Here is a 22,575-nt window from a genome sequence, read left to right as displayed (position 1 = left end):
TTAGTTTCGAACAATAACTTCCGGCAATTTTATCTATGCGGTCATCCTTGCTACAGGGATGTGGTGTAGTTCGCACGCGCAAATGGAGGTTATAAATGAAAACTACTTACTCTCAGAATTACCAACGCAATATATTTCTTACGTTCTCTATTTTTCTACTATTACTTTTGTCAGCCTGCGCGAAGCCGCCAGGAAATGACGGTGAGCTTCTATCTGGCGAATCTGGTGAAGAACAGGTAGATGTCGTTCGAGCCGCTGTATTGACGACCAATTTTGTTACACGTGCGCAATGGCGAGCAGACAGAAGTCGTCTCATTGTTAGTGGAAATGCAAACGCTGGTGATGCAAGCGTAGACGTCCTAAATGCAGATTCCGGCCTGTATGTCGGAACAGCGGTAGTCGATTCACGCATGCAGTGGCGTTTGTCGAAAACAATCAATCAAAACACTGACGTTCCATGTAAAGTTCGCGCGAAAAGTCGATCACTGGAATTCTCCCTGGTTGTTGCAGGCGCTCCTGCTAATTGTAGTGGAGCTGTTGTTGTGAGTAATAGCCCACCCAATGGGACGATTTTGCAACCATCGACCAATCTTGCTATTAACGCAGGTGAAACAGTTTTCTTTTCTGGAACTGCAAGTGACCCTGAAAATGATCCCGTCACATACCAATGGGATTTCTCAAATGTTGCCGCAGTAAACAATTCGCAAACACCTGGAAATATTCGATTCAATCAAGCAGGTACATACACAGTAACGCTAAGCGTTCGTGACATTTACGGCAATGTCGATCCAACACCAGCGAGTAGAACAATTACGGTAAACCCGGTTGCTACGAACACTCCACCCAATGGAATTATCCTATCACCTGCGCAAGATGTGGTTATCTCCGCAGGCGGCATTGTTCGATTAACGGCTTCTGGTGTTGACCCAGATGGTGACGCCATCAGTTACCTTTGGAACATGGATGGTAGTCGGCCGAATTTCAATATTCAGAATCCGGGTGACGTAGTATTCAATACGCCGGGCGTTTATCACATTAGTCTGTTGGTAACTGATGCACGAGGTCTGGCCGACCCAACACCGGCGCTAAGAATGGTTACTGTCGAAAGCGTACCAGTTAACACTCCACCCAACGGGCGTATCACGCAACCGACAGGTAATATGGCGATATATGTCGGCGATACTTTATCGTTTAGTGCGAGTGCTACAGATGCTGAGGGTGATGCGGTCACCTATTACTGGAATATGGATGGTTCAGTTCCGAACAGAACGACGCGAAGCCATAGTGCAACATTTTCACAGGCAGGTACGTATAACATCACCATGACCGCTACCGATGCTCGTGGTGCAAGCGATCCAACACCGGCCATGATTACGGTGTCGGTCCTGGGAATTGCGCAAAATCTTCCACCAAATGGAACGATTACTTCACCCGTATCCGATGTCGTTATCACCGAAGGACAAAGTGTAAACTTTAGTGCGCTTGGTATTGATCCCGACGGCAATACACCGCTTGCCTATCACTGGAATTTCGGTGGAGGCGCGCCGAATGCACATGTGCAAAACCCTGGCTTGATCACTTTTCCAAGCGCAGGCGTGTACGAAGTGAATCTGGTTGTAACAGATTCGTTAGGACTCGCCGATCCGCAACCGGCGACGCGATTGGTAACTGTCGAGGGTGTGCCGGTGAATCGTCCGCCTGTCGGGTCGATTGACCAGCCAACAGGAAACATTACGATAGATGTTGGCGACACTGTGTACTTTAGTGGCAGCGCTACAGACCCTGATGGAGATGCAGTCACATATTTCTGGGATATGAACGGGGTTGCACCAAACACGACTACCCGTGTACCAGGAAATATCAGCTTCCAGAGTCCGGGGGTTTTCACCATTCGCTTGATAACGACTGATGTGCATGGACTGTCCGATGCGACACCGGAACAAGTTGTTGTTACCGTCAACTATCCTGCGGTTATTAATGTTCCACCTAACAGTGTGATATCGACACCGATAGGCGATGTAACAATTAATGCTGGTGATTGGTTGAATTTTTCCGGATACGGATTTGATCCGGACAACAATACGCCACTGACTTATCTCTGGACGTTTGATGGAGGGGCGTCGTCTTCGGTACAGCAGAATCCAGGTGTGGTGCAATTTACGACACCAGGTGTGTTTCATGTAACATTTACCGTGAGCGATGCACTAGGTCTGAGTGATGCTTCTCCCGCAACAAGAGTGATTACGGTTCGCGATTTTCAACCTGCGAATAGTCCACCTAACGCAGTCATTCTTTCACCGGCCAGCGATATGACGATATACGAGGGTGATCGCGTGTATTTTGCCTCGTACGCGACAGACCCCGAAGGTAATACGCCATATGTTTACTCGTGGAATTTCAATGGTGCACGCGCTGGCAGTGCATTGCAAAACCCAGGTGAGGTCTTGTTTACAACAGCGGGTACATACAACATACAGTTGAGTGTAACCGACAATCTTGGGGCGAGCGATCCGACGCCAGCAACACGCACGATAACCGTAGTGGCGAATGTGCCTGTATCCGTGCCACCGAATGGTATTATCAATACGCCCACTGGAGATTTGACGATTACTGTTGGTGATCGCGTTAACTTCACGGCATCCGGTGTTGATCCCGATGGCAATTATCCATTGAGCTATCGTTGGAGTTTCGATGGTGCTGTTCCAGATATACTCGCGCAAAATCCAGGTCAGATCAGTTTTAATCAAGTAGGTACGTATCGGGTGCGTCTGGTAGTTACCGATGCGACTGGTATTTCTGATCCTGTTCCTGCAGAACGCTTGATTACAGTTGTGGGCAGTGCAACAACAAATCAGGCGCCAACAGTGTCGATTAGTCAACCGTTAACAAATCGGACAATTAACGTGGGTGATTACGTCTACTTCAGCGCTACGGGTGCAGATATCGACGGACATTATCCACTCACATACCACTGGAGCATGGCTGGAGTTGCGCCGAATGCGATGGGTGCCACTCCGGGTAATGTGCAATTCAATCAAGCGGGGACATTCAATATCCGCGTTTGGGCCGTCGATGCGCTTGGTTTGATTTCTCAAACCTACGCCGAGCGTGTTATCACGGTTATTGGATCAACCACGAATACCCCACCTAACGGTACGATAATCTCGCCTACTGCTGATGCAACAATACGCGCGGGAAGTTGGTTGTATTTTGATGGTAGCGGCTACGACGCTGATCAAGATGCGTTGACTTATCAATGGGATTTTCAAGGTGGTGTGAGTACATCAATCAATAACACATGGGCGACGCCGGGTTGGGGTCGGTTTGATGTTCCCGGTGTCTACACGATAACGCTAACGGTGACCGATTCCAGAGGGGCTGTTGATTCAAGTCCCGCGACGAGGACGGTGACAGTTACTTACTAGTTTTGCTGCTGCGTTGTGTCTTTAGTGGCCCTTGTGGCCACTTTTTTTTGGCGGTACAAAATTATTCGCGGGCGACTTAGGCGAAGTGAAATAGTAACGTTTGTAGAATCAAATGCGGTCTGAGAATACGTTAAAGAAGATAGCCGCGATTCTTTTTTCCAACAGAAACATTTGCCTTGGTAGCGACGGATCGTCGACAGCCTATGTGAAGGCTGGGGAACTTTCCATGACCCCGATTCGGTTCGAATTTGATGCTCTCTAATGTTAGGATAGGCCCACGTTGGCCATCCTCTTTCGGCCTGCCAAGCGTTTAATTTTTAGAAAATGTCCTGGAATAGCTTATGAAACAAACAGTTGTTGTTATCGGTCAGGGGGAGATGGGTGGCGTGTTTGCGCGCGGATTGCTGCGAGCGGGCTATCCGGTCTATCCCGTAACCAGAGATATGGATATGCAAGCCGAGGCGGAGCTAATCCCGGACCCTGTGTTGGTGCTTTTGGCAGTTGGTGAGGCTGATCTACAAGCATCTATGGAAACTATTCCAGAAAAATGGCGCGGGAAACTGGGTTTGTTGCAAAACGAATTATTGCCTCGCGACTGGAAGCAGTATGGATATGATCAACCTACTGTGATCTCCGTCTGGTTCGAAAAAAAGAAAGGACAGGATGTGAAGGTCTTGATACCGAGCCCGGTATTTGGACCCGCCGCCTCTATATTGATGGAAGCGCTGACATCGCTACAAATTCCAGTTAAGAAAGTAGAGACAGAAATTGAGATGCAGCGGGAGTTGGTGCTGAAAAATGTTTATATCGTTACCACTAATGTTTCGGGTCTAGTGGTTGGTGGAGATGTCGAAACCTTGTGGAAAGAGCAACAACAACTTGCACGAGAAGTCGCCAGCGATGTAATCGACATTCAAGAATGGCTTACCGACACACAATATGATAGAGAAAACCTGTTAGAAGGTTTCGTTGAAGCGATTAACGGTGATCCAAAACATATGTGCATGGGACGCTCGGCGCCTGCACGTTTAGCGCGAGCTGTAGCTCAGGCTGGAGAAGCGGGGATCGCGGCAAACAAACTGCGTGATATTCAAGGCAAACAGTGAGCGGTGCGACGATGAGTAATGATAAGCCCTATCGCATTCATACGATGGAACTCGGTCCGATGGAAAATTTTGTTTATCTGATCGAAGATATTGTGACCAGGACCGCTGCAGTCGTCGATCCCGCCTGGGAAGTGAGCAAAGTCAACGCCAAAGCAAAATCACTTGGCTTGAAGATAACCGATATTTTGCTGACGCATAGCCATTTCGATCATATCAATGGCATTGGCGATGTACACAAGGAATTTGATGCGCAAGTGCATCTTTTGAAGGAAGAAGCAAAATTTTGGGGCGAATACCAGGATACGCCAACAACACATCATGGCGGCGACATGATACAACTCGGTAAAACTGAGATATCTGTTTTACACACGCCTGGTCATACACCAGGTTCAGCATGCTACCGATTAGGAGATGATTTAATTACCGGCGACACACTGTTTGTTTTTGGTTGTGGCCGTTGCGATCTCGAAGGTGGCGACCCTCATGTGATGTACCAGACCTTGAAAAAGCTCGGTGGCAGTATGCCTGCTCATACCTGCATTCATCCCGGCCACAACTATTCCGATCGTGAAACGAGTCGTATGCAGGACGAACTGGACGGCAATCCTTTTATGCACTTCGACGACGAGAAAGACTTTGTCGAATATCGTATGGTGAAACACGACAAGATTCGAAACGCACCCTATCTGCCAGTGCCGCGCAAATCGTAGTTGCACAGCGAGTGGACGCAAAACATTTTTCCATATCTGTCGTTATTCCCACTTTCAATAGATGTTCGCGTCTGCAAACATCGCTCGAATCTGTGTTTTCCCAGACGCGTTTGCCAGACGAAGTCATTGTTATTGACGATGGCTCGACAGACGGCACCGAAGAAATGCTTGCGCAAAGTTTTCCTCAGGTGATTTACATAAAGCAAGATAATTGTGGAGTGAGCTCTGCCCGTAATTCGGGTATAGCATTGGCCGCCGGGGAGTGGATTGCCCTTTTGGATTCCGATGATAAATGGATGCCTGAAAAGCTTGCGCAGCAGGAAGCGGCGTTACGCGCGAAGCCAGAATATTTGATTTGTCATACGGAAGAAATCTGGATACGCAACGGTGTTCGCGTCAATCAGATGCGAAAACACCGCAAATACGGAGGATGGATATATCAGCGCTGCCTGCCACTTTGCGCAATTTCACCTTCATCGGTATTAATCCATAAAAGTGTTTTTCACGAAATCGGCGTGTTTGATGAAAACCTGCCGGCGTGTGAAGACTATGACTTGTGGCTGAGAATGTGTTCGAAATATCCCGTATTGTATCTAGACCAGCCTCTAATAAAAAAATATGGGGGACATGAGGATCAGCTGTCCAGGCGCTATTGGGGTATGGATAGGTTTCGTATTCAATCGCTGGCGTCTATTTTGAAGCATGGTGAGCTAGACCCAAATTTGCACGATGCAACGCGTGAAATGTTAGTTAAGAAGATTTCCGTTTATGTTAAGGGGGCACAAAAACGGGGAAAGCTCGAAGAAGTGCATCGGTATAAACGACTGATTCGGGAGTTATGATGAGACAGGCTTTTATTCACTGCGCTTTGTCTGCAGAAGCACGACCGTTAATTGATGCCCATAGATTGAAGCAGATCGAAAGCAAACCGTTCGCAGTTTATCAGCGGGAAAACGACTTCCTGGTGGTGTCAGGCATTGGAAAGCTGGCGTGTGCGGCGGCGATCGCTTATGTCTATGGAAAGTATGCCCACCCGAATGATGTGTGGATTAATGTCGGTGTTTGTGGTGCGAAGGGGTATGAAACTGGGAAAACCCTGTTAGTGAATAAGCTAATTGATGTTGCGACGAGTAAGACATTTTATCCGCCGTTGCCTCCATTAAGCAATCTTGAATCTGAAATCTTGTATTGCGTCGACACGCCTGAGTTGGCATATAATCATCCCGGATTGTATGACATGGAGGCATCTGCATTTTATTTTACCGCCAATCGATTTTCTACTGCAGAACTGGTTCAAAGTATTAAGACGGTTTCCGATACCGATAATAGCGGAATTGGTCACGTCGATAAGGCCTATGTAATCAAGTGTGTTGACGCCTTGCTGCAGCCGTTGCAATCTATGAAAGCCCATCTACTGGAATTGGCCGAGTCCCTGCCTTCCGATGAGCTTGTATTGCCAATTTATCATGAGCTATGTAAACGCTTTCACTTTAGTGCGACGCAACAGCGGCAGTTGTTGCCGCTGCTAAACCGCATGTTTGTCCTGCAGGGGCCTGAGATTAACCTGGACGAAATGGCAAAGATAAAATCCAGTGCAGAAGTTTTGTCCCAACTTACTCAACGTGTGGAAAATATTGTGCCGGAATTCTAACTATGCTTTTTCAAACGCTTTACATTGAAGAAGAAGTAGCGAGTCACCCACGTGTACTGGAAATCACCGGGCGTTTCCCTGAGGCGAAAATCGTGTACTGTGAAAACTATGGTGAGGTATTTAATCGTTCAGCACAAAGTTTTAGATTGCAGAAGCAAAACCCGTCCCTGATTCTGGCGAGAAAGTACAAAAATCATGTGTTAGAAGCACCAGAAGGCTATGGTATCGGCGCCTCAGAGAATTACTATTTTTCCCACATGTTGAACTGTGTGTACGACTGTCGCTACTGTTTTTTACAAGGCATGTACCAGTCGGCGAACTATGTACTGTTTGTCAACTACGAAGATTTTTTTAGTGCGATACAAGTGCTTCCTTCGCGGCACGAGACATCGCATTTCTTCTCTGGGTATGACTGCGACAGTCTCGCGCTTGAGCCTGTTACTGGCTTCGCAGAGGCCTGTCTGGACTTTTTTCAGCAACAGCCAGGAAAGCTTCTTGAGTTGCGCACCAAAAGTACACAGATTCGCGGCTTGCTCGGACGTGAGGCAATGGATAATGTGGTTGTGGCGTTTAGTCTGTCGCCGGAAAATATCGCTGAGAGTCTTGAGCATAAAACGCCTCCGTTGCAAAGGCGTTTGGATGCCATGAATAAATTGGCCAATGCAGGGTGGAAGTTAGGGCTACGTTTCGATCCAATTATCTACCATGCAAACTTCAAACAACACTACGATGAATTGTTTAGCCAGGTTTTTTCGGCAATCAAACCTGAGTCGATTCACTCCGTGAGTCTAGGGGTGTTCCGCTTGCCTACAGGCTTTTTCCGTAAGGTGCAAAAACTCTATCCCGAAGAAAAACTCTTCGCGGGTCCGATGCAGGACCGCAAAGGAATGATGGCCTATCGTGATGATGTGGAACAGGAGATAATGGACTATTGTAAGCAGCAGATAATGCGATATATTGACAACAACGCCTTTTTTCCTTGCCTATATGACTGACGATATACATGACTTAAAAGTATTGGTAACCGGTGCCTCCAGTGGTATCGGCCTGGCGATTTGTCGCCAATTACTTGAGGCAGGTGCGAGGGTCTTAGGGGTGGCACGAGACCCGGCAAAAATGCCTCTCTCGCACGAGAAATTGTCATTTCATTCCATGGATTTGGCTGATCTAGATCAACTGCCGACGAAATTGAATGCGCTGTATAAACAACATAGCGATGTGAATGCGCTTATCTGTTGCGCCGGTATGGGGCGTTTTGGCTCGCTGGAAGAGTTCTCTTTCGATCAAATACGTTCTCTTTTGGACCTGAATCTCGTCGGACAGATATATGTTATCAGGCAATTTCTACCTGGATTGAAGCGATTTGATAAATCCGATATCGTTTTAATGGGCTCAGAGGCCGGTATTAGTGGTGGTAGACGAGGTGCGATATATAGCGCAAGTAAGGCTGCGCTACGTGGCTTTGCTCAGGCATTGAGGGATGAAAGCGCCAAGGCAGGCGTACGCGTCAGTATTATCAACCCGGGTATGGTCAAGACACCTTTTTTTGATCAATTGGCTTTTTCACCTGGAGAAGATTCGGATAACTTCATTGAACCAGATGATGTCGCGCAGGCAGTAATGATGATTTTGCGCACACGAGCCGGAACAGTCTTTGACGAAATCAATTTATCACCATTGAAAAAGGTAATTCAGTTTACAAAAAATCAGGGTTTGTAAAAAAGACTGAGATTGCCTTGAAACACTTTGACGTAGTTTATATCTTTAAAGTAAAGGTATGAGTTGGACATTCTGGGAGGAAGGAAATGAGAACGATATTTTTTAGCGTGGCCGTTGGCGTTTTTATAATGTTATCCGCATGTGCTTCGCAGATTCCACAGTCTGAAAAAACTACCGCGCCTGATGTTGCGAAGATCGAAGACATTCCAGCGGGGCCGCCAGGTATGTTTGACGGTGAAATTTCTATGGCGGTTGCTTCGGCCAGTACCCCAAAGCCCGAATCAGAACCTGCTGATGGTTTTATAGGCATTATACAGCGTATGGAGGTAAATCCATTTACCCAGTATTCGCGGGAACGTAACCAGTATTCATTCTATGTCGGCGCAGAATTGGAAGCTCAGCTACAGCCAGGTAAGGCGCTGATACTACGCGAAGACTCAAGTCAACCTGGACTGGTTTGCAAGTATCATCTTGATGGTAAACTCGACATTGCCAATATTAGCTTTGAAGAATTAAAGTCACGTCAAAAGGCCTGCGCAAATTTGATGTTTACCTTTGATAAGCAGCTCAACGAAGAATAGCTGATTTAGTACTGGTAATGGATGCCCATGCCTGAATAAAAAATATTCTGCTCCAGTAGAGTAAACTCGGCTTCCAGTGTAAGGGCTTGCTTGAAGCGTAGACCTAGACCGATGCCACCGGATACGCCGTAGTCACGTTGTGGAAGCTTCTTTTCTCGTGTGTTATTCGTTACGTTTTCGTATAACAAACCGAGTTTCGTTTTGGCATAGAAATTATGGGTAAATGGGTAACGATACACGCCATAGGCTGCGATTGTCCACACATCGAAGCTGCCAAAATTGCCATCACCTTGATTGTATTTTCCGCCTGCGAGGCCGATGTTTGCCTCTGCCTCGATAGCGGTACGTTCATCCAGGCCATAACCGTAATACAAACCAGAGGCCAATAGTGGTTTAGTGTTTGCGGTATTGATTAACATGGCACCTACCCTGGCAACAAGATACTCACTATTGGCATGTGAATTACCCAAGCAGACAAATGTTAGTAGTGTTCCAAATATTATTTTTTTGTACATATTCTTTATCTCTTTTGTAATCTTGTCAGAGTTCTTCCAGCCAAATCGTATAGCAAGTGGTTGGGAACAGAATTTTAGTTGTTGCGATGCATGTCAACGAGAATAGAGTTTTGTTCTGTTGAGAACATTTTCGAAGGCTCCCATTCGCAACATTACCTAAAATCAACAGACCATAACTGGCCCGAAGACACATCAGTAATATCACTGAAACCAAAAACACTAGGAAGTCCGAGTGGATTGTAAAGTACGTCACTAACCGAAATCGTGTATTGTGAACTTACGTTCAACTCACGGCCTGCTTGCCACGCTTCTCCTCCCGTTTTTCGTTCGCGTACGAAAAGAGTTTCGTGTTCTCCGTCATAGGATGACCAGATGCTAAAGGCATTTCCGTTGTCACTGATACCGAAATACTTCAATTGATGATCAATATTGGAATCGTCCGACAACTTGAATGACTCTGACCAGTTCAGAGTGTCGAAAGTATTAGTCCAAATTTGATGTGTAATATTGACATCAATTTCTGTGAATTTGTACTCCCAAATCGCGATGACTTCCGATTCATCTGTTGCTTCAGCATGGAGACTTTTTGGTGTCCCCAAGGTCTCGGCCGCGCCGATATTGTCGACTGAAATCAAAGAAGGTTTAAGCTTCCAGTTACTGCTCGTTGTAAATTGATTGGCGTATACGCTGGTGATGGTATTGCCATTGTTGGTTTCGTCCTGAATCCAAAGCGCGTGAACTTTTCCTGATTGATCAACAAGGGCTTGAAACTCGGCAATCGGACCGCTGTTGTTGTCAACAATAACAGCGGCGGCACTGGATATAGAACCAAGCCCAATCTTCAGTTCGTCTTTTTCGTCAAAGCCAAAACTATTTGACCAATAATTCGAAAAGCTGTCGCTGGCGTTTCTTTGTTCCCAAATGGCTATTGCACCTTCGCCAGATTGCAGCAGCACAATCTCTCCTATTGCTCCAGTTTGTGTTCCATCGGATACCAGCTTGGCCAGGCTTGCATCCCAACTGTTGCCAAATCGGCTTGCATTTGCGTAGAGTTGGGTGTCCTGTTGCCACACAACAATTAAATCGCTGCTTATTTGCTCCGCTGATTGGGCAAGGGCAAGGGTGTCTACTCTTGATACATTTAGGGGGGCGCTGATTCTATATGCGTCTGACCACGCCTTGTCGACGATGTTAACTGACTTTATCCACAATCCGTCACCTGTTGCGGAGCCGCCTGTTGGGGTAACTATTTGTGACCACAAGACCTGAATATTCCCTGCGCTGTCTTGCATAAGTTGGACATTCTCTATCGCGCTTACATTGGCACCCGGAAGAGAAACCGCTTCTCCTGCGTTATTGCTCCAAACTCCGAGATTGTTGACGGAGTATTGTGCCTTCAGCGTCTGATTTTCTAGCCAGGTTAATGCGATAATGCCGTTACTTACGCTAATCTGTGCGGCGCTGTTTGTTTGCTCAATATTTAACGGTATTCTCTGCGCAGAAAGCCAACTGTCATTAGCAGCGTTGTAATGAGCATGTAAAAGATCATAAGTTGAGGAGACTTTTTGATACCACAGAAAAGATACGTTTCCGAGTTTGTCACTGGCGACATCAAAGGCAGGAATAACACCAAAGCTACTGTTATTGGTTATGTTCGACACAACAGTTGGTGATTGACTCCATCCTGTCGCCAGTTCATATCGATTGGCATGGATAACACCGCGTCCATTCTCATCGAATAGCCAGCTTAGCGTGACATTGCCTGAGGCATCGCTACGCAAATCAATTTGTTTGAATTGACGGCCTTCGTCTTTTTGATCCATGCGCTTAGCTTCTAGCCATTTTGCTTCGTCTGCATCATATCGACGAGTCCACAGGTGAAAGAGTTTGTGCTTATTGGCGCTAGTCCAAACCAATGTGATGTTGCCGGCGTCATCGATAATTTGATTGGAGAAATCGCTATTTTCGGAGTGAGTACTTCTATTTCCCCAGTCTTGCGCAATCTCGATGGAAACAGTCCCTTTGGCTTTTCCGCCCCTGTTGTCGCCAACGGTATAGCTGAATTCATCAGTGCCAGAGTCGCTGTCAATATGGGGCGTATAGGAAAAAACACCTTCACCGATATAAAGTACGTTGCCTTTTGAAGGAGGCGTCCAATCTAGCATAATGAGTTTGTCCTGATTGGGGTCAGTATCATTATCGAAAACGTTGAAGGTAATGGAGTTAGTTCTTGCTGCAGTGATCTCATCGTTACTGGCTACGGGCGCGTAATTGATGTCGCCAACATTGAGCACGACGGTGCCTTCGGAGCTGAGTTCACCGTCGCTGACCTTGACGATAAAGCTGTCTCTACCCGTGTAGCCTGGGGTAGGCGTGTATCGAAGTTCTCCTGCATCGTTCAGCGATATGCTGCCTTTACTGGTTTTACTGATTAGCTCAAACGCCAGGACGGGGCTGTCGACATCGACAATTGCGCCGCTATCAAGCAGCATAAGTGGTGTGTTGACCTGATCGGTGAATATAGCGATCGGCTTGTCAGTAAACACCGGGGCGTCATTGATATTATTTACGACGATTTTAACGTTAGCGCTGTCGGTACCACCATGCCCGTCGGACACTGTGTAAGTAAAACTGTCGCTGCCGGTAAAGTCAGTATGCGGTTGAAAAACCAGGATTCCGGTTTCACTGCGGCTAAGTGTTCCAAATTCTGGTGAAGTATAGGCAGCGAGGGTGAGTTTGTCGCTGTCCAGATCGGTGTCATTATTGAACAGTGCGTTCAACTCGAGCGGTTCGTCTTCGTTTATCTCGTATACGTCGTCTTGTGCGACAGGCTTGTTGTTTGGTTGATTCGCTAGCTGTATTCCGCCACCGCAACCTACAAATAGAAGACAAAACAGCCCCGTGATTATTGTTTTTTTCATCTTTATTATTATCCTTTTGGATGAACCCGAGGTGGGTTTCCTTTTTATACAGATTCAGATATATAGCCTGGCCGAGTTTTATACTCCAGTCGCCATTAATGTTTCCTTAAGGCGAGCTGAAGAAGTGGATAACTGCCTGAATGATATGAAAATAGAATCGGGCTATGGAGTGATTAAGTGAACAAAAGTTTAGCTACCAACGCCCTGGCGGCGCTATTAGTGGTCGGTGGTCTGGTTTCGCCGCAGTTTGGTGATCAGATCTTCTCAGTCGGTATTTTTGCGCTGTCTGGCGCATTGACTAATTGGCTGGCAATACACATGTTATTTGAACGCGTCCCGCTTTTATATGGATCAGGGGTGATACCCAATCGATTCGCCGAATTTAAACATGCGATCAAGCAATTGATCATGACTCAATTTTTTACCGAGGCGAATCTAAAACGATTTATTGCCGAAGAAGAAGACACTATCAGCCAGTGGTTGAAGCCTGGGCAGATCATTGATGCGCTGGACTACGAGCGCATATTCAAGAAACTGGTCGATGCGATTATGGAGTCGTCCTTTGGCGGCATGCTCGGTATGTTTGGTGGAGAAGCCGCCCTGGATCGGTTGAAAGAGCCGTTTATTGAAAAGATCAAAACGGCATTGAATGAGATGGTGAGTGGTCCGGTGTTTAAGCAAGCGCTTGCCCGGAGTATCGATGCGGACAGCTTGAGCGCCGATATGTCGCAGCGCATCGAATCGATTGTCGATCAGCGCCTGGATGAATTGACACCGCAAATGGTTAAACAGATTGTTCAGGAGATGATTAGACAGCATCTGGGCTGGCTTGTGGTGTGGGGCGGCGTTTTCGGAGGTTTGATTGGCCTGTTGGTGAGCTTGTCAGGCTTCTAATAATTTAAGCTCGGCGCAAACTTGTCGAGCGATAGCCTTGGCCTCAAAACCGAGTAGCGCAGCAATAGCATCGGTACCTTTGTAAGCGATCACCTGGGCATTGAGGGCGTCGGCAAGTTCGTTACCTGTTTCGGGTGGAGCAACATTATGTTGTTCCCCAATCAGGACCATGCAAGGGCAAGTAACTGAGGGCGTGGTTTGCTTCAAATAGAGATCCTTGAGCACTGCCCCCGATTCTCTCCTTTCCTGGATTTCGTCGCGAGGGTGTGATGATGGCATATCGTCTAGCCATTCCCTGTCTTCATTACGCCAAGGAATAACCACAGGGGGAATCGTCAATTCTTCACCGATCCAGGCCTGTGGGCCTAGGGGATTTATCAGCACGATGGCTTTGGGCTGGGACTCCTGTGCAAAGCGAAGTGCGAGCATGCCTCCCATGCCGACACCAACCATAACAGGTGTAATCAATTGGTGTCTTTCGGCAAAACGTTTCGTTTGATTTAGATAGTCTGCACTGGTGGTGTGTTCGAGACCTTTATCTGCGGCCTCAAGATTGATGGCGTATGTTTGAAATTGATTTTGGCGGAAGATGTTTTCCCACACGCACCATTCCCAACTTCCGCCCCCGGCTTCGTGTATAAACAGGACGGATGGGAGGGGCATGAGTTTTATTCCAAGAAAAAAGGCCGGTAACGGCCTTTTTCGATTAAGCGGCGTTAGTGAGTACGAAGCTCGCGAGTGATGCGTATACGAGTAAGCACACGATAAAGATAATGGTGACGCGCGTGGTTTCTGCTTTGTCCTGCTTCATCTTTATCTCCTCCTTCATGATGAGATGAAAATCGATTAATGGGAAAGTATATGTGTCGGGAATTTTGCTTACAAGTTATTTTTATGGATCAATAAGGCATTTAATCATATTAGGTCATTCTAATGTGATCATGAGCTTACAGGTTATAGATGTATGACACGGTGATGGCGCTAATGGCTGGATTAACCTGCAAACCGCTTGTACCAAGGGAAAGAGACTTGCCGGAGGAAAGCTGGATCGCCCGTGTATCGATAGAAAAATAGAAATCGTCGTATCGAATATCTATATAAAATCTTCCGCTATATCCGACACCGATACGGCGATAGGATTTTAATTCACAGGATTGCTCAAGAGCGGTTAGTGCTCCAGTGGCTTCGTTGATCAAATCAATCCCAGCCTGATAGCAGGTTGGTGAACTGGATTCTACGCCTTCGGTTAAATATCCGTGGCCGACAATATCCGCGTATCCCAAGCCGAAGCCTAGCCCTACGAGTACATATCGACGGGGTGTGAAGTCTTTCGCGCCATAGGAATAAAACAGACTGGCCTGGGTCGAAAATGTATTGGCAATGGTATAGGTTCGTAAATCCCGAGTGGTACTGCCATTGGGGCGCTTTATCGTCTGGCTCAAGGCGTGAGCCTGCTCGAAACCAAAAGCATAGTCGTATCCAAAATCTGTTTCGTCGATGAAATTCAATCGCGTCTTAAGCATGACCTTGGGCATAAGGTGTAGATCGCCGTTGAATCGCGCGGATGCGCCGTCTATACCGGGGGAAGTCGTTAGCAGATACCCTGTAAGCCCGCCGGCAATATAGCCACCTTCCAGAAAATTCAAAATGTGGTTTCCGCAATCTGAGTTTCGGATCTGTTCGAGCAGATCTGCACAGGCGTCAAGTTTTTCTTGTATGGTTTTCTCTGGCTGAAATATCTTGTCTGATTGTGACCAGGCGGGAAATATGTGGCACAGCAGGAGAGCAAAAACGAATAACCGGGATAGATGCATTGTGTAATAAGCCAAACGGCAGATATAAAGGACTAACTGAGAAGCAATATTACTGCCGACTGGTCAAGCGGGTACGAGCATCTCGTCGCGACGATTCTCCAGCCTGATGGCGCTGGGTCCACCGAGTAATCCTGTGCTGTAAAGACTGTTATAAAGCTGTTTCGGTGCTCCGCTGACCGTGAGCGCTGAGACTCGTCTGGATAAGGCGCGCAAGGTATTGACCAGGGTTAGCAGTGTAATACCACTTTCGATATCAAGCTGACTAACGTCAATCAGTAACTCGCTGTTGTAAGGAATCGGGTTATCCGCTAGTGTCTCCACTAGATCAAGGATGTTGTCTCGCTTGATTTCGCCCTTGAGTACAATGATCCCTTCCTTGGGTCGTGTGATATTAAGATCCGCGATCGCGGTATTCATTGATTTGTGTCCGTTGAAATCATGTCAGGCATTTTTAGCAGAGGTGATTTACTAAAGCCAGTCCCCCATTAGTACTAGGTTTATCTGTCGTGGCTTTAGATATGCGGCAGAGTAGTTGGTTTTATGGTAGATTTCTGGCCTTTCGGCACTGCGCGCACATGGAGATGGTAAGTGGAATTTTTATATGAATACGGCCTTTTTACCGCCAAAACGTTGACTATCGTCCTGTCACTAGTCATAGGATTGATACTGGTTATATCCATGGCGAGTCGAAACCGCGATGAGCGGGATGCTCATATTGAAATTCGTCGTTTAAACGAAGCGTATGAAGATACGAAAAGTGTCCTCAAGCAATTCATGGCAAATAAGCAGCAAGCTAAGCAGCTGCAAAAAGAACAGAAGCAAAAGGACAAAAAGGAGAAAAAGGGAAACCGGGAAAAACGACCGCGAGTATTCGTGCTCGATTTCCATGGAGATGTAAAGGCGAGTGCGGTGTCTCACTTACGCGAGGAAGTTAGCGCCGTTTTGATGATCGCGGAAGATGGCGATGAAGTGTTTGTCAAACTCGAAAGCGCGGGTGGCATGGTACATGGCTATGGTCTGGCCGCGTCTCAGTTGCAACGATTACGTCATGCCAAGATATTCCTGACGGTATCTGTAGATAAGGTTGCCGCAAGCGGTGGCTATATGATGGCTTGTATTGCTGATCGCATCATTGCCGCACCATTCGCTATAGTTGGTTCTATCGGTGTGGTGGCTCAGCTTCCCAATTTTCATCGACTTTTGAAAAAGCACGACGTGGATTTCGAGTTAATCACCGGTGGGGAATACAAGCGTACACTTACGGTATTTGGGGAAAATACGGATAAAGCGCGAGCTAAGTTCAAGGAAGATATTGATGATACCCACGAGTTGTTCAAAACATTTGTAAAAGAACATCGTGAGGTTGTCGATATCGCGCAAGTCGCAACAGGTGAGCACTGGTTTGGGCGACGCGCGCTGGATTTGAAACTGGTGGATGAGATTCAGACCAGCGATGATTATCTGCTCTCGAAATACCAGGATCACGACCTGTATCAGATCACGCACAAGAGTAAGAAGCCTTTATCATCCCGGATTGCCGGATTTGCCCAAGGGGTGGCCGACAAATTACTGTTGTCCTGGTCGACTCGACACCGCGAAAGAGAGTTGTTGTAGTGTTCTGAAGCGCATAAATACCGTATTTCATCTTTATTTGGTCAATTATTTGACGCGACATTCCGATTCCTTGAAATTCAAGGCAACGGAATCTTTTTTGTTCGACTATTTCACTAAGTTTTTCTTTCCCTCACCTATACTTTCAGTAATAAATCATACAATAAACTGAAAATAAGCTTTCGAATAATAAGAATATTTCCAGATGGTGCTAAACCACTGGAAAAGCAGCAATGTATCGGGTGCACGTGGGAGAGGTTTGCCCAAATTGGAGATTGGTTCTTGTCGTCTAGGTATTTGAGTGATCACCAACAATAACTGAAAACAATGATTACTTAGAGAATTTCATATTGTTGTGGTTCTAGTAAGACCTCTCATGTCTGCGTGTTGATCAGGTTTATCCTGGTTCTCCGAATAAATCGGTAACAGTATTGTTTACCGTGGTGTGGGGCATGGGGCGCGAAAGAACTACAAATAATGGACTGCTTGATTCAAATCGCTCGTTGATGAAAAACAACGACGGGCTTTTCCTTGTTCTTATTTTTCTTGTCTTTTGTTTCTTCAGTATCGCGCAAGCGAAAGCTATCGATATTCCCCTCAACCATGTGCCAATCGCTGGTGCTAAATGCAACGCCTGTCATATTGATGGATTCGATGGCGCAGCTGTATCCATGTCTCATGAGGTTGTCCGCAATCGCATTCCTTGCCAATTATGTCACTCCGAAAAATATGTAGGTGAGCGCTCGAAAACGCACATCGCCAGTAGCGGGGAGTGCCAGACTTGTCATATGAGCACGAATTGGCTACCTGCGTTTCTTGAGCACGGGCAGCTGAAAGGCGCATGTGTGGATTGTCATAACAGCCAGATCGCCACGGGTAAATCGACAGGACATCTCGCTGTTAGTGACGATTGTGAATCGTGTCATGTGAGTCGCAACTGGACTGAAATTGTCCGTTTTGATCATGCGCAGACGATAGGTGATTGCCTTTCATGTCATACAGGTCCGGCAGGCTCGTTTAAACCAAAAACGCATCTTTTATCGAGCAATAATTGCGATAGCTGCCATGCTGTGAGTGCATGGGTGCCGGCCATGCGCGTGGATCACCAGGAAGTATTTGGGCGTTGTGAAGACTGTCATAACTCAATTGTGGCGGTGGGTCAGACTGCAGATCACTTTCGCACCAGTGAAGCGTGTGATAGCTGTCATAACACAGGTACATGGTTCGATGTGAAACCAGGGCATCTTGCCAAGCCGCGACTTAGCGGACGCCTTAACCATTTGCCGGTCGACCATAATACCTTTGTTGACGGATGCGGAAATTGTCACGGCGTCGATGCTCAAGGTAAGCCTTTGACTCATGTTCAAAGCTCGAATCGCTGCGAGGCATGTCACAGTGTCATTACCTGGAAGCCAATTCTGTTTTTTGATCACAATGAAGTGAGTGGTGCGTGTAATTCCTGTCACAATATGATTGCTGCAGTTGGACAGCCTACTGCGCATATACCGACGACTGAAAATTGCTATGCCTGTCACTCGCAGGCGACCTGGCGTCCTGTTATACGCGTCGATCATACTCAGGTGCTGGGAGTTTGCGTTGACTGTCATAACAATCAGGTCAGTCTTGGAAAGCCCACGACGCATATTCCCACCTCGGATAATTGCAAAGCGTGTCACTCCGAATTGACCTTTAAGCCAGTATTGCAAGTGGATCACCTGCAGGTAAATGGTCGCTGCGTGAATTGTCACGATGGTGTGCTTGCAAGCGGAAAAAATCTCACTCATATAACAAGTACCGATAGTTGTTCTGCTTGTCACTCCACCAATTCATGGCGTGCAGGCGTGAAAGTGGATCATCTGCAAGTTAGAGGTACGTGCGAATCCTGTCATGACGGGGTGTTGGCAACAGGCAAACACGCAACCCATATTCCCACCAGCGATGTATGTGGTGCCTGTCACAATACGACGATCTGGCGTTTAGTCGAATCTGTCGATCATAATGAAGTTCAAGGCGCTTGTAGTGGATGTCATCAAGGTGTCGTAGCAACAGGAAAATCTCGGACGCATATATTTTCCTCAGATTCTTGCGAAGCCTGTCATACGACAACGGTATGGCAACCGGCAATTACTGTTGACCACCAGGAAGTATTTGGTGTTTGCAGCAGTTGTCATAACAATCGTATCGCCAGTGGTAAGCCGGGGACGCATATTCCAACACTTGCCGAATGTGATGTTTGCCATAACACCCGACGCTGGCAAGGTGTCACAATAGGTCAAATACATACCGGAATATCGGATAACTGTTTCTCCTGTCACAACGGTAGAGAGGCAACCGGTAAATCGCTAACTCATATTCCAACGACGGATGTCTGCGAGGTTTGTCATACCACAGCGATGTGGGTGCCAGCCAAGAGCGTGGATCATCAACACGTGCTGGGCGAATGCGTTGGATGTCATACCGGTGCGCTCGGCAAGAATACGGGGCATATTCAGTCCTCAGATGTTTGTCAGGCTTGTCATACAACATCGAGATGGAAGCCTGCTCTGAAAGTGGATCATACCCAGGTCGCAGGTTTGTGTATCGCGTGCCATGATGGCGTAACGGCAACAGGAAAGAATGAAAGCCATATTGCCAGTAGTGATGGATGCGACATGTGCCACTCAGTCGCATCATGGAAACCGGCAAAACGTGTCGATCACACTCAGGTTATTGGAGATTGTTTTTCCTGTCATGACGGCACGATCTCGATGGGTAAGAATAATGGCCACATAAATACCACAGACATGTGCGGTACTTGTCACACGACGCTACGTTGGAATGCAGTCAGAAAAGTTGATCACAATGAAGTGCTAGGTATTTGCCAGGACTGTCATAACGGAACCATCGCGACTGGAAAAAATGCTGCACACATTACATCGAGTGAGGCCTGCGATGCGTGTCATGTGACTACCGCCTGGACATCTGTTGCCGCCGTAGATCACACACAAATCACTGCCGCCTGCGTTAGTTGTCATGACAATGGTCTGGTGGCGGGAAAGCCCAGTTACCATATACCGGTAACCAATCTGTGTGAGGTCTGCCATTTCACCACAAGCTGGAAGCCCGCGTCGGCAGTTGATCATGCGGAAGTCGTTGGTGCGTGTAGCGACTGCCACAATGGCACGACAACGGTAGGAAAGAGTGGCCTGCATATTCCTACGACTAATGATTGTAAGGAGTGCCACAATACCGCCCCATTTACCTGGGCCGATATCGTTGTCGTCAATCACGATTTTGTCAGAGGACCGTGTTTCGGATGCCACAACGGTATCAGTGCTACGCCTAAGTCGAACGGACACATAAATACGACAGAAGTCTGTGAGGCATGTCATACGCCAGCGGGTTGGAGTCCGACCACTATTGTTGATCACAAAGAAGTTATTGGCATTTGTACCTCTTGCCATGACGGGACTACTGCGCCGTATAAAAACCAGGCACATATTGACTCGTCTGAAGCATGTGACCTTTGTCATTCCACGCTGCAATGGAAGCCTGCTATAACGGTGGATCACACCCAAGTCAAAGGTGTTTGCGTATCCTGCCACAATGGCGGGCCTGCGCCAGGAAAGAACGCTGGACATATCTCTACAACAGACGCCTGCGACACCTGTCACTCGACAGCAACTTTCAAACCTGCGATTCGTGTAGACCACAACGAAGTCCTGGGGATTTGTGAAAGTTGCCATAATGGAACCGCAGCGCCAGACAAGCACGCGGAACATATTAATTCCAGCGATGCCTGTGGCGCCTGTCATTCGACTATTGCCTGGGTTCCCTATATATCGGTTGATCACAATGAAGTCATCGGTAAAGAAAACTGTGGTGCAAATTGTCACAACGGGACCAAGGCGAAAGGTAAGTCGGACGGACATATCAATACCACTGAGTTGTGTGGCGCTTGTCACACGACGCAGGTCTGGTCGCCAGTGGCGCTTGTTGATCACGCCGAAGTGTTAGGCGTTTGTAGCGATTGTCATAATGGCATTCTGGCGCCTGATAAATCACCGCAGCATATTAATACGACGGATGACTGTGGTGCCTGCCATAACACCACGCGTTGGATGCCTGTCGTTACTGTGGACCATGACTTTGTGCTCGGTGAATGCGCTAGCTGTCACAATTCGGTATTAGCGCCAGGTAAATCAGCGAAACATGTTCCTACAACGAACAATTGTGGTTCATGCCATGTGCCGAATGTGTGGACGCCGGTAACAAAAGTGGATCATGCGGATGTATTAGGGGCATGCGCGAACTGCCATGACGGCACCTTTGCCACACCGAAGAATGATACGCATATTACCAGTAGCGACGTCTGTGATGCGTGTCATTCGACCGAACAATGGGTGCCATATATAGTTGTTGATCATTCGCAAGTCATTGGTGATTGTATTGCCTGTCACAATGGAATTGTTGCAATTGGAAAGCATGATGCGCATATTCCGACGACTGATGTATGCTCGGCTTGTCACTCGACATCAATATGGGTTCCAGCGAGTACGGTAGATCACAATGAAGTTGTCGGCACATGTGACACTTGCCACAACGGTATTGCTGCTCCTGGTAAAAATCAGGGACACATCAACAGCAGTAATGACTGCGGGGCCTGCCACTCAACCACGGCATGGAAGCCCTATATTATTGTCGATCATGCGTTCGTTATTGGTCAGTGCATTGAGTGTCACAATAATCAACTGGTACCTGGTAAAACCCCTGACCACATTTTGAGTTCAGACGCGTGTGATGATTGTCATACGACGTCATACTGGACCCCAGTAATAACTGTTGATCACGTTTCAGTTATTGGTCAGTGTTTCGATTGCCACAATGGCACAACGGCTAAAGGCAAATCATCAAGACACATCAGTAGTAGTGAGGCCTGCGATGCATGCCACTCGACAAATGCTTGGACGCCGGCTATACGCGTTGACCACGCTCATGTAATTGGGTCGTGTGGTAACTGTCATAACGGCGTTACCGCGCCTGGGAAGGATCCAGGTCATATCACTACTACGGATGCCTGCGATGCTTGTCACTACACAACGCGATGGGTTCCGTTGATTGTTGTGGATCACAATCAGGTTATCGGTAATTGTGACGCGTGCCATAATGGAAACGTGGCTATCGGAAAACACCCCACGCATATTTCATCAACTGGAAATTGTGGTGCATGTCATCTCACCACTTCCTGGGTTCCGTTCGGTGTCGATCATAATGATGTTATCGGTCCGTGTGAGAGTTGTCACACTACACCGGCAAACCACTCCGCTGTTGGCGTGACAACAGGCTGTGACCAATGCCATTCAACGACGACCTGGTTCCAGGCAAGTAATCCGCTACCTGTACCTGCAGGGGCGATTCTTCAGCGCGGGTTTATACAGGGAAATATGTAAGGGCTATTGTATACCACGATTTGGCCAGCTTGATACCCAGGCATTCAACTGCTAAATCGACTGGGAAGGCACTGCAAAAAAGGCTCAATTACTCAGTTTAAATAGCGCGTCTGTTTGCATTTTGGCGCACCTCACAAGCGAACTAATTTGAAGTCCGTATTGCAAGAAAAAAAATTTAACGCAAATTGAGCGGGTCATA

The 22,575-nt window shown here is 47.2% G+C and carries 17 protein-coding genes; 11 read left to right on the top strand and 6 right to left on the bottom strand.

Going from position 1 to position 22,575, the window contains the following annotated elements; genetic code table 11:
* Nucleotides 1-95: 95 nt before the first annotated feature.
* The 8 genes from OEZ43_18695 to OEZ43_18660 all read left to right on the top strand — a co-directional run bounded on the left by OEZ43_18695 (nt 96) and on the right by OEZ43_18660 (nt 9,192).
* Complete coding sequence (locus OEZ43_18695) at nt 96-3,425, top strand: PKD domain-containing protein (protein ID MDH5547612.1); 3,330 nt, start codon at nt 96-98, stop codon at nt 3,423-3,425.
* A gap of 341 nt (nt 3,426-3,766) precedes the next feature.
* Entirely contained in the window at nt 3,767-4,531 is a 765-nt protein-coding gene (locus OEZ43_18690; protein MDH5547611.1) for a hypothetical protein, read from the top strand.
* A gap of 11 nt (nt 4,532-4,542) precedes the next feature.
* A complete protein-coding gene (locus OEZ43_18685) occupies nt 4,543-5,241 on the top strand; it encodes an MBL fold metallo-hydrolase (GenBank protein MDH5547610.1) in 699 nt (232 codons plus the stop codon).
* Between the two features lie 11 nt (nt 5,242-5,252).
* A complete protein-coding gene (locus OEZ43_18680; protein MDH5547609.1) occupies nt 5,253-6,083 on the top strand; it encodes a glycosyltransferase family 2 protein in 831 nt (276 codons plus the stop codon).
* Nucleotides 6,080-6,892, top strand: coding sequence for a hypothetical protein (locus tag OEZ43_18675; GenBank protein ID MDH5547608.1), 813 nt, complete (start codon nt 6,080-6,082; stop codon nt 6,890-6,892). Before OEZ43_18680 ends, OEZ43_18675 begins: the two co-directional genes overlap by 4 nt.
* Nucleotides 6,893-6,894: 2 nt before the next feature.
* Entirely contained in the window at nt 6,895-7,887 is a 993-nt protein-coding gene (locus OEZ43_18670) for a DNA photolyase (GenBank protein MDH5547607.1), read from the top strand.
* The gene (locus OEZ43_18665; protein MDH5547606.1) at nt 7,880-8,611 is read left to right on the top strand and encodes an SDR family oxidoreductase; all 732 of its coding nucleotides are present in this window, start codon (nt 7,880-7,882) and stop codon (nt 8,609-8,611) included. Before OEZ43_18670 ends, OEZ43_18665 begins: the two co-directional genes overlap by 8 nt.
* 86 nt (nt 8,612-8,697) lie before the next feature.
* Nucleotides 8,698-9,192, top strand: coding sequence for a hypothetical protein (locus tag OEZ43_18660; GenBank protein MDH5547605.1), 495 nt, complete (start codon nt 8,698-8,700; stop codon nt 9,190-9,192).
* A 5-nt stretch (nt 9,193-9,197) separates the two neighbouring features.
* Here the strand turns inward: OEZ43_18660 and OEZ43_18655 are convergent, their stop codons facing one another.
* Entirely contained in the window at nt 9,198-9,707 is a 510-nt protein-coding gene (locus OEZ43_18655) for a porin family protein (protein MDH5547604.1), read from the bottom strand.
* 152 nt (nt 9,708-9,859) lie between these two features.
* Nucleotides 9,860-12,628 carry a cadherin-like domain-containing protein gene (locus OEZ43_18650; protein MDH5547603.1) on the bottom strand — a complete coding sequence of 923 codons (2,769 nt, stop codon included), beginning with the start codon at nt 12,626-12,628 and terminating at the stop codon, nt 9,860-9,862.
* Between the two features lie 177 nt (nt 12,629-12,805).
* Here OEZ43_18650 and OEZ43_18645 point away from each other — a divergent pair, with 177 nt between their 5' ends.
* Nucleotides 12,806-13,522, top strand: coding sequence for a DUF445 domain-containing protein (locus tag OEZ43_18645; protein ID MDH5547602.1), 717 nt, complete (start codon nt 12,806-12,808; stop codon nt 13,520-13,522).
* Here the strand turns inward: OEZ43_18645 and OEZ43_18640 are convergent.
* The 3 genes from OEZ43_18640 to OEZ43_18630 all read right to left on the bottom strand — a co-directional run bounded on the left by OEZ43_18640 (nt 13,511) and on the right by OEZ43_18630 (nt 15,753).
* Nucleotides 13,511-14,185: an alpha/beta fold hydrolase gene (locus OEZ43_18640; GenBank protein MDH5547601.1), complete on the bottom strand. Its 675-nt coding sequence runs from the start codon at nt 14,183-14,185 to the stop codon at nt 13,511-13,513. The two genes, OEZ43_18645 and OEZ43_18640, sit on opposite strands and share 12 nt — an antisense overlap.
* A 284-nt stretch (nt 14,186-14,469) precedes the next feature.
* A complete protein-coding gene (locus OEZ43_18635) occupies nt 14,470-15,168 on the bottom strand; it encodes a hypothetical protein (protein MDH5547600.1) in 699 nt (232 codons plus the stop codon).
* Between the two features lie 231 nt (nt 15,169-15,399).
* The gene (locus OEZ43_18630; protein ID MDH5547599.1) at nt 15,400-15,753 is read right to left on the bottom strand and encodes a hypothetical protein; all 354 of its coding nucleotides are present in this window, start codon (nt 15,751-15,753) and stop codon (nt 15,400-15,402) included.
* Nucleotides 15,754-15,924: 171 nt separating this feature from the next.
* On the opposite strand from OEZ43_18630, the gene sohB reads away from it, so the two are divergent.
* Nucleotides 15,925-16,950: a protease SohB gene (gene sohB / locus OEZ43_18625; protein ID MDH5547598.1), complete on the top strand. Its 1,026-nt coding sequence runs from the start codon at nt 15,925-15,927 to the stop codon at nt 16,948-16,950.
* A 488-nt stretch (nt 16,951-17,438) separates the two neighbouring features.
* On the opposite strand, the gene OEZ43_18620 is transcribed toward sohB, so the two are convergent.
* Nucleotides 17,439-17,627, bottom strand: coding sequence for a hypothetical protein (locus OEZ43_18620; GenBank protein ID MDH5547597.1), 189 nt, complete (start codon nt 17,625-17,627; stop codon nt 17,439-17,441).
* Between the two features lie 108 nt (nt 17,628-17,735).
* On the opposite strand from OEZ43_18620, the gene OEZ43_18615 reads away from it, so the two are divergent.
* Entirely contained in the window at nt 17,736-22,376 is a 4,641-nt protein-coding gene (locus OEZ43_18615) for a hypothetical protein (GenBank protein MDH5547596.1), read from the top strand.
* Nucleotides 22,377-22,575 lie beyond the last annotated feature (199 nt).

The sequence above is a fragment of the Gammaproteobacteria bacterium genome (assembly GCA_029881255.1).
In the GTDB taxonomy this organism is placed as follows: Bacteria; Pseudomonadota; Gammaproteobacteria; order S012-40; family S012-40; genus JAOUMY01.
This window is presented reverse-complemented; position numbering and strand designations above follow the sequence as displayed.

Bases quoted from the DNA above. Each gene is read 5' to 3' on its own strand.
- OEZ43_18695 (MDH5547612.1), top strand. From the start codon at position 96: ATGAAAACTACTTACTCTCAGAATTACCAACGCAATATATTTCTTACG.
- OEZ43_18690 (MDH5547611.1), top strand. From the start codon at position 3,767: ATGAAACAAACAGTTGTTGTTATCGGTCAGGGGGAGATGGGTGGCGTG.
- OEZ43_18685 (MDH5547610.1), top strand. From the start codon at position 4,543: ATGAGTAATGATAAGCCCTATCGCATTCATACGATGGAACTCGGTCCG.
- OEZ43_18675 (MDH5547608.1), top strand. From the start codon at position 6,080: ATGATGAGACAGGCTTTTATTCACTGCGCTTTGTCTGCAGAAGCACGA.
- OEZ43_18670 (MDH5547607.1), top strand. From the start codon at position 6,895: ATGCTTTTTCAAACGCTTTACATTGAAGAAGAAGTAGCGAGTCACCCA.
- OEZ43_18665 (MDH5547606.1), top strand. From the start codon at position 7,880: ATGACTGACGATATACATGACTTAAAAGTATTGGTAACCGGTGCCTCC.
- OEZ43_18660 (MDH5547605.1), top strand. From the start codon at position 8,698: ATGAGAACGATATTTTTTAGCGTGGCCGTTGGCGTTTTTATAATGTTA.
- OEZ43_18655 (MDH5547604.1), bottom strand. From the start codon at position 9,707: ATGTACAAAAAAATAATATTTGGAACACTACTAACATTTGTCTGCTTG.
- OEZ43_18650 (MDH5547603.1), bottom strand. From the start codon at position 12,628: ATGAAAAAAACAATAATCACGGGGCTGTTTTGTCTTCTATTTGTAGGT.
- OEZ43_18640 (MDH5547601.1), bottom strand. From the start codon at position 14,185: ATGCCCCTCCCATCCGTCCTGTTTATACACGAAGCCGGGGGCGGAAGT.
- OEZ43_18630 (MDH5547599.1), bottom strand. From the start codon at position 15,753: ATGAATACCGCGATCGCGGATCTTAATATCACACGACCCAAGGAAGGG.
- OEZ43_18620 (MDH5547597.1), bottom strand. From the start codon at position 17,627: ATGAGACATGGATACAGCTGCGCCATCGAATCCATCAATATGACAGGC.
- OEZ43_18615 (MDH5547596.1), top strand. From the start codon at position 17,736: ATGAGCACGAATTGGCTACCTGCGTTTCTTGAGCACGGGCAGCTGAAA.